10 protein-coding genes are annotated in these 13,077 nt (G+C 46.8%); 3 read left to right on the top strand and 7 right to left on the bottom strand.

Going from position 1 to position 13,077, the window contains the following annotated elements:
* Window positions 1–22: 22 nt before the first annotated feature.
* From cydC to cydA, 4 genes are read right to left on the bottom strand one after another with little or no spacing between them, the layout of a single operon-like run.
* A complete protein-coding gene (gene cydC, locus KXZ66_RS20420) occupies window positions 23–1,750 on the bottom strand; it encodes a thiol reductant ABC exporter subunit CydC (protein WP_049140906.1) in 1,728 nt (575 codons plus the stop codon).
* Window positions 1,747–3,450: a thiol reductant ABC exporter subunit CydD gene (gene cydD / locus KXZ66_RS20425; protein WP_124047812.1), complete on the bottom strand. Its 1,704-nt coding sequence runs from the start codon at window positions 3,448–3,450 to the stop codon at window positions 1,747–1,749. The genes cydC and cydD overlap by 4 nt, the downstream gene beginning before the upstream one ends.
* Complete coding sequence (cydB, locus tag KXZ66_RS20430) at window positions 3,450–4,466, bottom strand: cytochrome d ubiquinol oxidase subunit II (RefSeq protein ID WP_003244559.1); 1,017 nt, start codon at window positions 4,464–4,466, stop codon at window positions 3,450–3,452. Before cydB ends, cydD begins: the two co-directional genes overlap by 1 nt.
* Window positions 4,450–5,856 (bottom strand): cytochrome ubiquinol oxidase subunit I, encoded by a 1,407-nt coding sequence (cydA, locus tag KXZ66_RS20435; RefSeq protein ID WP_003243795.1) that lies wholly within the window; start codon window positions 5,854–5,856, stop codon window positions 4,450–4,452. Before cydA ends, cydB begins: the two co-directional genes overlap by 17 nt.
* Window positions 5,857–6,409: 553 nt before the next feature.
* Between cydA and cimH the strand changes: the two genes are divergently transcribed.
* The 3 genes from cimH to KXZ66_RS20450 all read left to right on the top strand — a co-directional run bounded on the left by cimH (window position 6,410) and on the right by KXZ66_RS20450 (window position 9,827).
* On the top strand, window positions 6,410–7,762 hold the full coding sequence (cimH, locus tag KXZ66_RS20440; protein ID WP_015714950.1) for a citrate/malate transporter CimH: 1,353 nt from the start codon (window positions 6,410–6,412) through the stop codon (window positions 7,760–7,762).
* Window positions 7,763–7,883: 121 nt separating this feature from the next.
* Window positions 7,884–9,572: a M56 family metallopeptidase gene (locus KXZ66_RS20445; RefSeq protein WP_080121244.1), complete on the top strand. Its 1,689-nt coding sequence runs from the start codon at window positions 7,884–7,886 to the stop codon at window positions 9,570–9,572.
* Window positions 9,573–9,629: 57 nt separating this feature from the next.
* A complete protein-coding gene (locus KXZ66_RS20450) occupies window positions 9,630–9,827 on the top strand; it encodes a hypothetical protein (protein ID WP_021480969.1) in 198 nt (65 codons plus the stop codon).
* Between the two features lie 11 nt (window positions 9,828–9,838).
* Here KXZ66_RS20450 and KXZ66_RS20455 read toward each other — a convergent pair whose 3' ends face one another.
* The 3 genes from KXZ66_RS20455 to KXZ66_RS20465 all read right to left on the bottom strand — a co-directional run bounded on the left by KXZ66_RS20455 (window position 9,839) and on the right by KXZ66_RS20465 (window position 12,897).
* A complete protein-coding gene (locus tag KXZ66_RS20455) occupies window positions 9,839–10,678 on the bottom strand; it encodes a polysaccharide deacetylase family protein (RefSeq protein WP_031315443.1) in 840 nt (279 codons plus the stop codon).
* A 107-nt stretch (window positions 10,679–10,785) separates the two neighbouring features.
* Window positions 10,786–11,883 (bottom strand): maltodextrin ABC transporter ATP-binding protein MsmX, encoded by a 1,098-nt coding sequence (msmX, locus tag KXZ66_RS20460; protein ID WP_003242648.1) that lies wholly within the window; start codon window positions 11,881–11,883, stop codon window positions 10,786–10,788.
* Window positions 11,884–12,003: 120 nt separating this feature from the next.
* Entirely contained in the window at window positions 12,004–12,897 is an 894-nt protein-coding gene (locus KXZ66_RS20465; RefSeq protein ID WP_021480971.1) for a PucR family transcriptional regulator, read from the bottom strand.
* Window positions 12,898–13,077 lie beyond the last annotated feature (180 nt).

The following is a 13,077-nucleotide window of genomic DNA, read 5'->3' on the forward strand; positions in this document are numbered from 1 at the left end:
GACAGCCTTTTAGGGCTGTCTTCTATTTTACAGGAACATCAAGGTGATATAGACGGCGATATCGTTCGTTTGCCGCCAGCAGCTCCTCATGGGTTCCTTCCATTTCTGTTTTGCCGTTTTCGAGAAATACGATTTTATCAGCCGCTTCCACTCCCGCGAGATGGTGGGTAATCCATAAAATCGTTTTTCCTTTCAGCACCTCAAACACCGTTTCCATCAATTCACGTTCGGTAATAGGATCGAGGCCGACTGTTGGCTCATCGAGGATGATGATCGGTGTATCCTGCAGTAAAATCCTCGCAAGCGCGATCCGCTGGCGCTCTCCACCGGAAAAACGGATGCCCGTTTCCTGTACAGAGGTATGATATCCGTCAGGCAATGACTCAATGTAGTCATGCAGCTTGACCTGCTTTGCGGCGCGGCGCACATCCTCGTCGCTTGCTTCTCCGTTTCCGAGCCTGATGTTGTTCAAAATACTTGTATCAAACAGGTGCGGTTTTTGATTTAACACGGCCACCGCATCCGCAATCTGATCCTTTAACAGCGCTGTCTCCACTCCGTTTAACGTAACAGAACCGGAGTCCGGTTTCAAGGCGCCCTCGATTAATGCAAGCGATGTTGATTTCCCAGAGCCGCTTCGGCCGAGCAGCGCCATTTTTTCTCCTTGGCGCAGCGTAAAGGAAAAGTTGTCAAGCACTTGGCTGCTGTAATCATAAGAAAACGTCACATCACGAAAGGCCAAGGTGACATCTTGAAGATCGAGCATTTGAGCCCCTGATTCTGTTTGTGACGCCTCCGGCTGAGGAGCCACCTTGTTCATGCGTCTGATAGAATCCTGATAGCCCGGCACTTCGCCTAAGGCATCCGAAAGCGGCAAAAAGGCTTCCGTCAACGGAAACACCACTAGCACAAAAGCGGCAATCATTGTTTTAGCAAGCTCGCCGTCTGCTTGCTGTCCCGCCGTCCAAAACAGCATCAGCAAAATAAGGCCGGCGACAAGGCATTGCGCAGCAAAATCCCGCCATCTTGTAAAGCGTTGTTTTTTCCGTTCAAGCTCAAACCAATCATGTTCCTCTTTTTCATAAGCATCAATAAAAGCATGCCGGCGTCCGCTGAACATCCAGTCGCTGACACCCATCACAGCATCTGTCAGACGGCTGTACAGCACATTCCGCCCGCTTTTCAGCTTCGCATTCTTCGCTCTCGTCACGAGCAAAGACACAACCGGAAACAATACAACAAGAACAAACAAATAAAGCGCAAGCAATATGGCAAACGGCCAAGAGAAGAAGCCAAGCGCTATCACTGACACAGCATACAGGAACAAGGCTGAGATCGCAGGAAAAATCGTTTTTAAGAAAGCATCCTGCAAATGCTCAATATCCTCAGACAAAATGCCGAGCATATCCCCCGTGCGAAAACGGGAACGCAGCATCAAAGCACCCGGCTCAAGCATATTGTAAAGGCGGACGCGCATGTCGGATACGATTTTCAAAATGATGTGATGCCCGACGAGCCGTTCCACATATCGCGAAACAGAGCGCGCAATCCCAAAGGTGCGCACAGCGACAATCGGCACATAAATAAGCAGAATATTTTCCGGCCTTGTCGCCGCTTTAGAAATCAAAAACCCTGAGGTGAACATGAGAAAAGCAGCAGAAAAAATCGTCACCCCGCCCAAAAAGATAACCAGAACGAACAGGCGAGCATTTTGCTTGATATACGGCAAAATCCATTCTTCTTTCTTCATGCTCTTTCCCCCAGTTGTGCCTTCACGAGTTTGGTATACACACCGTTTTTCTCCAGCAGTTCATTGTGAGTCCCGATTTCCGCAACCCTGCCCCCGTCCAGCACGATAATTTCGTCCATATCGAGCATCCAGTGAAGGCGGTGAGTCGCGAGAAAGACAAGCTTATCCTCAAATAAATCCAGCATCGTTTTTTTTATTTCATATTCTGTTTCGATATCAAGATGGGCGGTCGGCTCATCCAGCAGCAGAATCGGACGGTTTCCCAAAAAGGCGCGGGCCAGCGCGACACGCTGTGCCTGGCCGCCGCTGAGCGCCCGGCCGCCTTCCCCGATCCGCCCCTCTAATCCTTCAGGAAGGCTATCCACCAGCTCCGCCAGTCCCGCCGCAGCAGCAGCACGGGCTGTATCCTCTGCCGAAGCGCTTGGATGGTAGAAGCGAATGTTGTTCCCCAACGTATCATCAAAAATGTACGGATGCTGGGGAATGTAAAGAAGGTTCTTCTGCCAGCTGCCGTCCTGCAAATGGGACCGGCTTGTACCATTAACCTCAATCATCCCGCCATCCGGCTCTAAAAATCCGCCGAGAATATCAATTAATGTTGATTTTCCGGCGCCGCTTGCACCGATAATGCCGATTTTTTTCTTGCCCTTAAATGAGAGATGAATATCAGACACCGAACGGCCGACTGACACGCCTGACAGCTTCAGCTCATCCTGATCGGACCAATCCTCGAGCTGAAGCGGCGTCTCTTCTTTAAAACCTGGCTGCGACAAAATCTCTTGAATGGTTTTTCCTGCTTCCTGGCCGTTCAGCGTTGCATGATAATCATTCCCCACTTCCCGCACCGGCAAAAAATACTCAGGCGCCAGAATAAGCGCCGTTAAAGCGGGGCCAAGCAAAATATCGCCGTCAATAAGGCGCAGGCCCAGAAATACTGCGACTGTCGCCACCGACAGCATCGTGAAAAAATCGAGGGCGAATGATGACAAAAACGCCACCCGGAGTGTGCTCATCGTTGCCTTGCGATACCGCTCACTCACATAGAAAATATTTTTGCTGTGTGACTTGCTCAAACCTAGGAAACGCAATGTCTCCAGCCCGCGAAGAGAATCAACAAAATGATTGGAAAGTCTCTGATAGGATTTCCACTGACGATCCGCTTTTCTCTGCGCGACAAGGCCGAGGAGAATCATAAAGATGATCAGAATCGGCATAGCCGCCACTAAAATGATGGCTGATGTGCGATCCTGAAAAAACACATAAATGACAACCGCCGCAGGCACAATCGCCATGCTGACCATTTTCGGCAGAAACAGCTCCAGGTAGCGGCGGAACTGGCTGATGCCTTCCATCGCCAGCGTCACCATTTGCCCCGTCCCCTCTTTCTTTGCAAAGCGGGGGCCTAATCGGAACAGCTGATCAAGAAAACTTTTTCTCAAATCTGCTCCTGTCCGGGCGGCGTATTGATAGACGATTTTCTGTCGCGCCACCGTCACCCCGTGCCGGGCGATAAAAGCGATGAGGAAAAAGCCGATCACCGGAAAAAGGGAGGTAATGCCCTTCCCGTTGAACAGCCCGGTTACGGCCTCACTCAACCACTCTGCCTGCATAATAATGGCAGCTGTCTGAATCAGCGTTAAACAAGTAATCACGGTGAGAATCCGCTTCATTCCTTTATATCGAAACAGGTCTTTTCCCATTAATAAGTCATAGGCTCCTTATGGCTGACGCGCTTCCGGAAGACATAATAGCTCCAGATCTGGCTGCCGATGACGAACGGCAGTAGCGTTAATGCTGCAATTGACATGACTTTAAGCGAATAATCTCCGGAAGAAGCGTTAGCTACTGTTAAATCGTATGCGCTATGAAGCGAGCTGACCATTACGCGGGGGAATAGGGAAATAAAGATCATTCCCACGGTCAGCGCCAGACCAGCGCCTGTCATCCCAAATGTCCAGCCGTCTTTTTTCTTGCGAATAAATACAGCCGCGAGCATAAAGCAGATGACAATCAAAACAGCGAGCGGAATGGTAATCTCGCCGCGGCGTGTAAACATGTCTGTCTGATACGCAGAAAGGGCCGCGAAGGCAAGAACCGCTACAAAAACAACACCCATTATCTTTTGCGCCATTTTCCGGGCGCGGTTTTGCAAATCACCAATCGTACGCAGCGTGATAAACATTAATCCATGCTGGAAGCAAAGAAGTGTTACCGTCACACCGCCAAGTATAGAATATACATTGATATAATCAGATACATGTGCGTGAATGTTCATGTCGGCATCAATCGGCATCCCGCGGAATAATGTCGTGAACAGCACACCAAGCACAAACGGAGGAATCAGACTGCCGAAGAAAACGACCCAGTCCCAAACCTTTACCCATTTTAAATGATCCACCTTGCCGCGGAACTCAAACGCGACCCCGCGGCCCATTAACGCAAGCAGCACTATGACAAACGGAATGTAATAACCGCTCAGCATCGTTGCATACCAGTTTGGGAATGCCGCGAAAATGGCGCCTGCGCCAGTCAAAAGCCAGACTTCATTCGCGTCCCAGAACGGCCCGATCGTGTTGATCAGCACTCTGCGTTCTAATTCATTATGGCCAAGAAAACGGGTCGCCATGCCGACCCCGAAATCAAAGCCTTCCAAAAAGAAGAATCCTACAAACAATACAGCAACGAGTATAAACCAAAGATCATGAAGAGATGCCATGGTATACCTCCTGACTAAATGGATCTGTTGATACAGGCACATCATGATGATTATCATGCTCCGCACCTTTTTTAATCTCACGGATAAACAAGAAGACAAGCAGCGCGCCCAGAATCATGTACATCACACCGAATGCGATGATTGAGAATAACAAGGAACCCGCTGTTACGTTAGGCGACACGGATTGAGCCGTTGTCATTAAACCCATAACCGTCCAAGGCTGACGTCCGATTTCTGTCATAATCCAGCCCGCGGAGTTCGCAAGAAACGGGAAGGAAATCAAAGCAATCATGATGCGCAAATACCATTTGCTGTTTTCTAGCTTTTTGCGGCGGTTTAACCAGAGGCCGCCTAATGCAGCAAGGATCATGACAACGCCTGCGCCAACCATGATACGGAAGCTCCAGAATGTCGTTTTCACTGGCGGAATGTAGTCGCCTTTTCCGTATATTTTTTCGTACTCAGCCTGAAGGGTTTTCATCCCTTTGACACTTCCGCTGAATTTCTGATAAGCCAAGTAGCTCAAGGCATAAGGAACTTTGATTTCATTTGAGCTTTTTTCATTTTTTGTATCGATCGTCGCAAAAGCGGTCCAAGCAGCAGGGTCACCGCTGTCTTCCCATAGGCCTTCACTGGCAGCCATTTTCATCGGCTGTGATTCCATCAAGTGCTCAGCCTGCATGTGTCCGCTAAGGCCGACGCCAAGACCGGCACAAAGGCCGACGATCATTGCGAGTTTAAAAGATTGCTTAAAGAACGGCACTTCTTTTTTCTTCAGCAGTTTAAAAGCACTCACTCCGGCAATAAAGAAAGCTCCAGTGGCAAGCGCACCGAAAATGACGTGCGGGAATTCAACCCAAAGCTGAGGGTTTGTAATCAACGCGCCAAAATCATTCATTTCCGCACGGCCGTTTTTGATCGTAAAGCCGACCGGCTCCTGCATAAAGGAGTTTGCTGTTAAAATCCAGAAAGATGACATGATCGTTCCGAATGATACGAGCCATATGCAGAGAGCGTGAATTTTCTTCGGCAGGCGGTCCCAGCCAAAAATCCATAATCCGATAAAAATAGACTCCATGAAAAACGCCAATAATGCTTCAATCGCAAGCGGCGCGCCAAATACATCTCCGACAAAACGGGAGTAATCAGACCAGTTCAGTCCAAACTGGAATTCTTGTAAAATCCCTGTTACAACACCGACTGCGAAATTTATTAAGAATAAGTGTCCCCAAAACTTTGCCATTTTGAGATACAGCTCATTTTTCTTTACAAGATAAAGAGTCTCCATCAACGCAACCATAAACACAAGCCCGATAGACATCGGCACAAACAAGAAGTGAAACAACGTTGTTGATGCAAATTGTATGCGGGCTAATACCAATTCACTCATGCTTTCTCCTCCATTTCCGGTTAAAACTGTAATTTGCTCACTACTTCACAAATAGAACCGAGACTTTGATCAGTAATTCACAAAATAGACGAAAAAAATATTGCTCAATATTTCACAAATGTGTCAAAAAGTCATCCAATATGATGCAAGATTGCCAGACTGACCAAATGACACAATCTCTGACTGGTTCATATTAAGTACTTTACAACGATTCATTTCAAAAATAAAGCCTAAAATACCTAAAAAGTCCCGCCCTATGTGACGGATTTTTGTCTATTTTGTTGCTTATTTATGTCGGCTGCTAGGATAAATGACCCTTTATTATCGTACATCAACACATCGTTCCTTGCGAACAAAATGCTTGCCCTGCACCAGCACTCGTTTCTCAGCACTCCGTCATAAACAGATTTTAGGCAGGATGCCTCTTTTCATTTGAACCGGCAAGTGGAGAAAAGTTGAATAGTAAATTTTTAATATATTAATAATTTCAATTTTTTAGTATACTTAACATAGTGAACAATTTCACTGCATCAAGAATAGGGGAGGTTTTTCAATGGGAGAGCTTCAAACACAAATGCAATTGCAAACGGATACAATTCACGAAGGGGTTCGAAAAGAGAATTGGTTTGCGAAAGCCATGAATATAAAAGTAGGCATCATACCGCTTCCTGTGTATGCCTTGCTGTTTATATTAATCACTGTTTTTGTTATGCATCACGATGTAAAAAGTGACATTTTGACATCCATTGCCGTCATGGCGTTTTTCGGTTTTACCTTTGCCCAAATCGGCAAATCGATACCGATTGTGCGTTCTATCGGCGGCCCGGCCATCCTAGCTACTTTTATTCCGTCCGCTGTCGTGTACTATCACCTGCTGCCTAATGATATCGTCAAATCCACCACAGAATTTACAGAAAACTCAAACTTTCTATATTTGTTTATCGCCGGTATTGTCGTCGGAAGCATTCTCGGCATGAAAAGAGAAACACTCGTAAAAGCATTCATGAAAATTTTTATTCCGCTTATTGTCGGTTCTGTCACAGCCGCTATTGTCGGACTGGCTGTCGGGACATTGCTCGGACTCGGATTTCAGCATACCCTGCTGTACATTGTCATTCCGATTATGGCTGGAGGAGTCGGAGAAGGCGCTATCCCGCTGTCCATCGGATATTCTGACATCATGCCCATTTCTCAAGGGGAAGCGTTTGCACTTGTTCTGCCATCGATTATGCTGGGCAGCTTGTGCGCGATTATTCTAGCGGGATTGCTGAACCGCATCGGAAAGAAAAAACCGGAATGGACAGGCAACGGCAAAGTGGACCGCTCCGAAGAAGAGTCCCCTGCGCTGGAGGAATCTCAAAGCGGACAGCAAATGTTCAACCTTTCTTTATTTGCGTCAGGCGGTATCCTTGCTGTTTCTTTATACTTAGTCGGCATGCTCGCTCACGATTTTTTCGGTTTTCCGGCACCCGTTGCCATGCTGTTACTGGCTGTTCTCATAAAGCTGTTCAGATTGGTGCCTGCCTCAATTGAAAATGGTGCGTTTGGAGTGTCCCGCTTCTTTTCAACAGCTGTGACCTACCCGCTTCTCTTTGCGATTGGGGTATCCATGACGCCGTGGGACAAGCTTGTCGCCGCTTTTAACCTCAGCAATATTATCACGATTCTGTCTGTCGTTGTGACCATGATGGCAGTTGGCTTCTTCACTGGAAAATGGCTGAACATGTATCCGATTGAAACCGCCATAATCAATGCGTGTCATTCTGGGCAAGGCGGCACGGGTGACGTTGCCATTTTAAGCGCCGCTGAAAGGCTTGAGCTAATGCCTTTCGCCCAAGTGTCTACCCGCATCGGGGGCGCGATTACAGTATCCTTAACCTTATTGCTGCTGCACCAGTTTTATTGATCCCCGCAAGCAAGTTCTTCGTCAAACGAAAGAGCTTGCTTTTTTGCATGTCCATATTTTTGCAAGTTCCCGCCTCATGCTATAGTAATAGTTGGAAATACTAGATAGAAAGGAATATGGCATGCCTATGGGAACTCATCTATTTCTCTTTATGCTTCTCGGGCTGGGATTTTATTTGATATCAGCCCTGGCAGCAAAATTCATTCCGGCCGTAGACTTCTGGATTGATATTGTTCTTTGGGTCGGCGCTGCGGTTTACATCTTCTCTCATCTCTCATTCATGGACGGCATAGTCTCGATGGCGACAATGTTCTTCTGCTATTGGACCGCAATGGATCTCATTGTTTCAGAGCGTGCGGAAAAACCTTCGGGAGACTGGCAGGAAATCGAGCTGGCCAGAAACAAAACACGTCTCCTGTCAGACATTACGCTGACCGCCATTGTGTTTGCAGGGGCTGTTATTTTTTTCATCTATGGACCTGACACAAGCCCTCTCAAATATGTGATCCTTCTCGGCATGATCTCCGGCGGAGGGGCACTGGTGAAGCGTATACTGAATGTTTTCAGCGTAAAGGTTTTTTATTCAGCAGCCTTAGAAAAATTGCATATCAGCTCACACTATGAAACCCGTACATACCCGCTTTCCGATTTGAAGGCCATTCAGCTTGAATCAACGGCTGATCTCTTAAAGCTCCATCCGCTTCTGACGATGTATTCATCACGTCTAGATTTAACAACAAGCTTTCAGCAAGTCATTAAACTGTCTCTTCCCGGCGAAACACTGTTTTTGACGGTGAAGGAACCGCAAAAATGGAAAACAATTCTCCAGGAGTACACAGATGCAGAAAACGATGTGGACAATGTAATTTCTGTTTTGCCGTTTTATCATAGAAAAAATGTGAAGCGGCTGCTCGGTAAGCTTTATTTTGCCGCCAGCGTAAAAGGGGTATCCGCTTACGCCTTATTGGTGCTCGCGTTATACGCATTACACGCCTCTCCATGGGTCATGGCTGTTGCCGTAATCCTGTATTGGGTATTCAACATGTATATGTCAGACCGTGTGTTGCGGGCGGCGATGGACGCCAAGCCTTGTCATCATCCGCATGTACAGGCAGCGGCCGATAAGATTTTCCGATCGGCCGGCATTTCCCATGTCCGCATATACGAAACGGAGAGTGATGATTACAACGGAATGGCAGTAGGCATGAATGTCGGGAGGTCAATGGTCATCCTGACAAGCGCCACACTAACACTTCCACAGCGTGTCATTGAAGGCATTCTGGCCCATGAGGCGATTCATATCAAAAAACGTGACGTTCTGTCATCACAGCTTTTGCGTTTTCTATATCTTGGAGCTGTCGTTGGGATTTTCCTCTTGTTTGAGCAGCATATCACCCATCCCGAGGCCCACAAAATTGCGCTTTGGGCTTTCATTATGGCAATCATTATCCTGTTCCAGCTCTATCAATCCTTTTGTTCACAATGGATGGAGGTGCGTGCTGACAATCTTGGCGCATCATTGCTGGAGGGCGGTTACAAACAAATGGCTGAAGCCTTGAAAATCTTGGCGGTTCGGCAGGATGAGGACATACAGAAACAAAGTGCCTACAGCTCTGAAGCAGGTGAAGACGAGCTTCAAATTGACTCTCTCACCCGTGATAAAAGCTGGTTTTTCAGATTGATTGATTTTCAGTTCGCTCCTCATCCCCCTATGTATTGGCGTGTCGGCACTTTATTGTCAAACAAAGGACGTGGGGTGCTAAAGCGCTGGCTCAGAGACCGCCTGAAAGAATCAATCACTTTGAAATGAAACCGGTCAGCGTTTCATCCGTATAACAGATATGGTGAAAAAAGGGAGTGACCAGAAGTGATAGTGATCTTATTGATAATAGCTATTATTGTTTTTCTTTCAGTCATTCAGCCGCAGTCATCGGATAATAAAAGCCGCCAGCAGGCGGACAGCGGGTATTTCGGTTATTCAGACAACGGCTCATACCATGATGGATGCAGCAGTGACGGAGGTTTCAGCGATTCCGGCTGTGGCGGCGGAGGGGGCGGCGATTAAACGCCGCCTTTTTATTTCATTGATTCGATGTACGCACCAAAAGCCGAGCCCGACATGCCTGGGGACACGCGCACACGATGGAGGGCATACATTCCCTGGTCTCTCGAAGCCGCGCCCGGTTCTGTCGTCACGCCCATTTGATAGCCTGTTTTTTCAGCGGCCTTCAGCGTCTCCTCATTGTAGCGCCCTACCGGATAGCTGATGATGGTGGTTTGCTGATGAAACATGTTGTCAAACAGCTTTTTCGAATCAGCCATCTCACTTTGCTGCTGTTGAGGCGTTAATCCGTTCAGCTCAAGGTGGTCAATCGTATGGCTTTCAATCGATATGCCGTGCTGTGCCATTTCCTTCATTTGTTCCTCTGTCAGATGGTGCTTATGTCCGATCGATTTGCCGATCATAAAAATCGTTGCCTTCATCCCGTACTTTTTCAGCACCGGATACGCATCTTGATAATTGTCGGTGTACCCGTCATCAAATGTGATTAGCACGCACTTCTCACTCGGTTTTTTATCCTGCGTCAGCATGAGATACGCCTCTTTCGGCGTTAATGTCTGATAGCCGTTATCATGAAGCCACTTCATATGCGCCTCGAATTCTTTTTTTGGCACACGGAGGCTGTTTCCTGAAGAAATGCTGTGGTACATCAAAATCGGCAGCTTTGCCGGTTTCTCTGTTTTGATCCATGCGGATGTATCGTCTTCTTTTTTCTGAACTTGTACTGCCTTTTTTTCCGGTTTCTTTTGTTCCGCTTTTGGCATCGGCTGCTCTGCATTCGCCTCTTGATCAGCGCAAGCCGCAAGAGCCAAACAGCTGCCCAAAAGAAAGATGCTTAAAAACAATCGTTTCATCGTTCTCCTGCTTTCTGTCTATTTCTTCCTCCTTTTTCATCGGTTTGATTCTGAGATTTTCAATAGCAAAAAAACCGGACATGTCTCCATGTCCGGTTTTTTTGATCTTATCGAATTCTCACTTCTGTCTCACTGTCAAAGAAATGGCCTTTGTTCATATCAAATGCGACCGTCAGCTCATCGCCCGATTGAATATCGAGGCGGGCGTCGATCCGCGCAATAAAGTCTTGGTTGTCGATCTGCGAATAAATCATGATTTCAGAACCGAGCAGCTCTGCAACATTGATTTTCGCCTTAATCGAAGAGTTCTTATATGATTCCACGACAATCAATTCATCATGTATATCCTCAGGACGGATGCCGAAGATGACCTCTTTGCCGATGTAGCCTTTTTCACGCAGCACTTTCATTTTTCCTTCCGGGACGGTTAATGCCGCAGAACCGATTTTGATTAAACCATCCGTGAGCTTTCCTTTGAAAAAGTTCATCGCCGGTGATCCGATAAACCCGCCGACAAAGACGTTTTCAGGGAATTCATAAACATCCTTCGGCGTCCCGATCTGCTGAATTTTCCCATCTTTCATGACTACGATCCGTGTCGCCATCGTCAGCGCTTCTGTCTGGTCATGCGTCACATAAATCGTAGTAGTCTGCAGTCTCTGGTGGAGCTTAATGATTTCCGCCCGCATTTGCACCCTCAGCTTCGCATCCAGGTTTGACAAAGGCTCATCCATCAGGAACACCTTTGCATCCCGCACGATTGCCCGGCCCAGCGCAACCCGCTGTCTCTGTCCACCTGACAGCGCTTTCGGTTTACGGTGCAAATATTCCTCCAGCCCGAGAATTTTAGCAGCTTCCTCTACTCTTTTTTTGATTTCAGGCTTCGGCATTTTCCGAAGCTTGAGCCCGAACGCGATATTATCGTAGACCGTCATATGCGGATAGAGCGCGTAGTTCTGAAATACCATCGCGATATCCCTGTCCTTTGGCGCTACATCATTGACCCGTTTTCCTTCAATATAAAAATCGCCTTTCGAAATTTCTTCAAGTCCTGCGACCATTCGCAGCGTCGTTGATTTCCCGCAGCCGGACGGGCCGACGAATACGATAAATTCCTTATCGGCAATATGAAGGTTAAAGTCATCAACCGCCGGTTCCTTTTGATCATAAAATTTATAAATGTGCTCCATCCGCAATTCAGCCATCTAACATCCCCCTTTGTTATTGTAAACGCTTTCTTATATTGAGTGTAACAGCAATTCTCTCTCGCTAAAATGGGCAGCGTTCATAAAATCACCCAGCCATTTTTCGTGCATATTTCCAATTTATTCTGAACTTTCATTTTGCAGACAGATAAAATAGGCAAGAAGTGCGCCTTTGTACGATTTGATATCTATCCCTGACCGCTCAATAAATTTATCAATCCGATATTGCAGGCTGTTGCGATGCAGATGCAGCTTTTTCGCTGTTAATGTGACGTTTGAGTTGTTTTCAATAAACAGCTTAATGGTCTTCCTTAGCTCAGCTTCACTTCCAAATAAAAGCTCAGCTTCTTCAGAGAGCAGCGTTTCCAGTTTTTCTTTTTCTGTTTCTAATAATAGAAAAGGAAAGATCATCTCAAAGGTCACACTCTGCACCTGAGGCAGCCGTTTTTCAGCAAACAGGAAATACGCCTGTTCACGAGCGTAATGTTTTCGCAGACACTCATCCGGCTCGTAAAATCTTCCGGCGTAAAAACGGACACTGAAGTAGAAATCACTTTCAAGAACCTTAGCGAGCGATTCCAGTTCGTCCTTCTCCGCCGTCGCTTCACTTTCCTGCTCGACAATCACGCCTCTGTCCTCATGGATCCACACAATCACAAAAGACACCGGCCAAAAATGGCGAACCGCTTCCGTAAAGGACGTCCTTTCTATTTTGCCGAATAAATGAAAGTGAACAAATCTCGTCCGTTTCTTTATATACGCCGGCAATTCCCCTCTGGAAAAAAGGAATGAAAACCACTTGTTTTCCTCAGGTGATTTCATAGACAGTTGATTGCCCTCATCCGCAGGCGTCAAAAATGACTGCAGCACCAATACTTCTTTTTCACTGATCTCTGTTTTCGGAATGGAGATATATCTCTGACTGCTTTCATCAAAAAAACATAGACAGCCTTCCCTTATGCAAAGCTCCTCAGACACAATCGAACCGGGATAAATAGCCAGCAGCGATTTCATAGAGTCTCCTCTCTTATGTAAGGATCTGTATATTCAGTATAAGGCGAAACACACATGTTCTCCACTAAAAAAGAGTATATCCAGTATAGATAGACGAGAAACTGAAAGGGAAACCTCATTCGTTTACATATTGGCTTCAGCGGAAATAGAAGAGGACATGCAGGACCAAAGGAGGGTCAT

The organism is Bacillus sp. LJBS17, from assembly GCF_019334685.1.
GTDB lineage: Bacteria > Bacillota > Bacilli > Bacillales > Bacillaceae > Bacillus > Bacillus subtilis.

Bases quoted from the DNA above. Each gene is read 5' to 3' on its own strand.
- KXZ66_RS20465 (WP_021480971.1), bottom strand. From the start codon at position 12,897: ATGAAATCGCTGCTGGCTATTTATCCCGGTTCGATTGTGTCTGAGGAG.
- cydC (WP_049140906.1), bottom strand. From the start codon at position 1,750: ATGAAGAAAGAAGAATGGATTTTGCCGTATATCAAGCAAAATGCTCGC.
- cydB (WP_003244559.1), bottom strand. From the start codon at position 4,466: ATGGCATCTCTTCATGATCTTTGGTTTATACTCGTTGCTGTATTGTTT.
- cydD (WP_124047812.1), bottom strand. From the start codon at position 3,450: ATGGGAAAAGACCTGTTTCGATATAAAGGAATGAAGCGGATTCTCACC.
- msmX (WP_003242648.1), bottom strand. From the start codon at position 11,883: ATGGCTGAATTGCGGATGGAGCACATTTATAAATTTTATGATCAAAAG.
- KXZ66_RS20445 (WP_080121244.1), top strand. From the start codon at position 7,884: ATGCCTATGGGAACTCATCTATTTCTCTTTATGCTTCTCGGGCTGGGA.
- cydA (WP_003243795.1), bottom strand. From the start codon at position 5,856: ATGAGTGAATTGGTATTAGCCCGCATACAATTTGCATCAACAACGTTG.
- KXZ66_RS20455 (WP_031315443.1), bottom strand. From the start codon at position 10,678: ATGAAACGATTGTTTTTAAGCATCTTTCTTTTGGGCAGCTGTTTGGCT.
- cimH (WP_015714950.1), top strand. From the start codon at position 6,410: ATGGGAGAGCTTCAAACACAAATGCAATTGCAAACGGATACAATTCAC.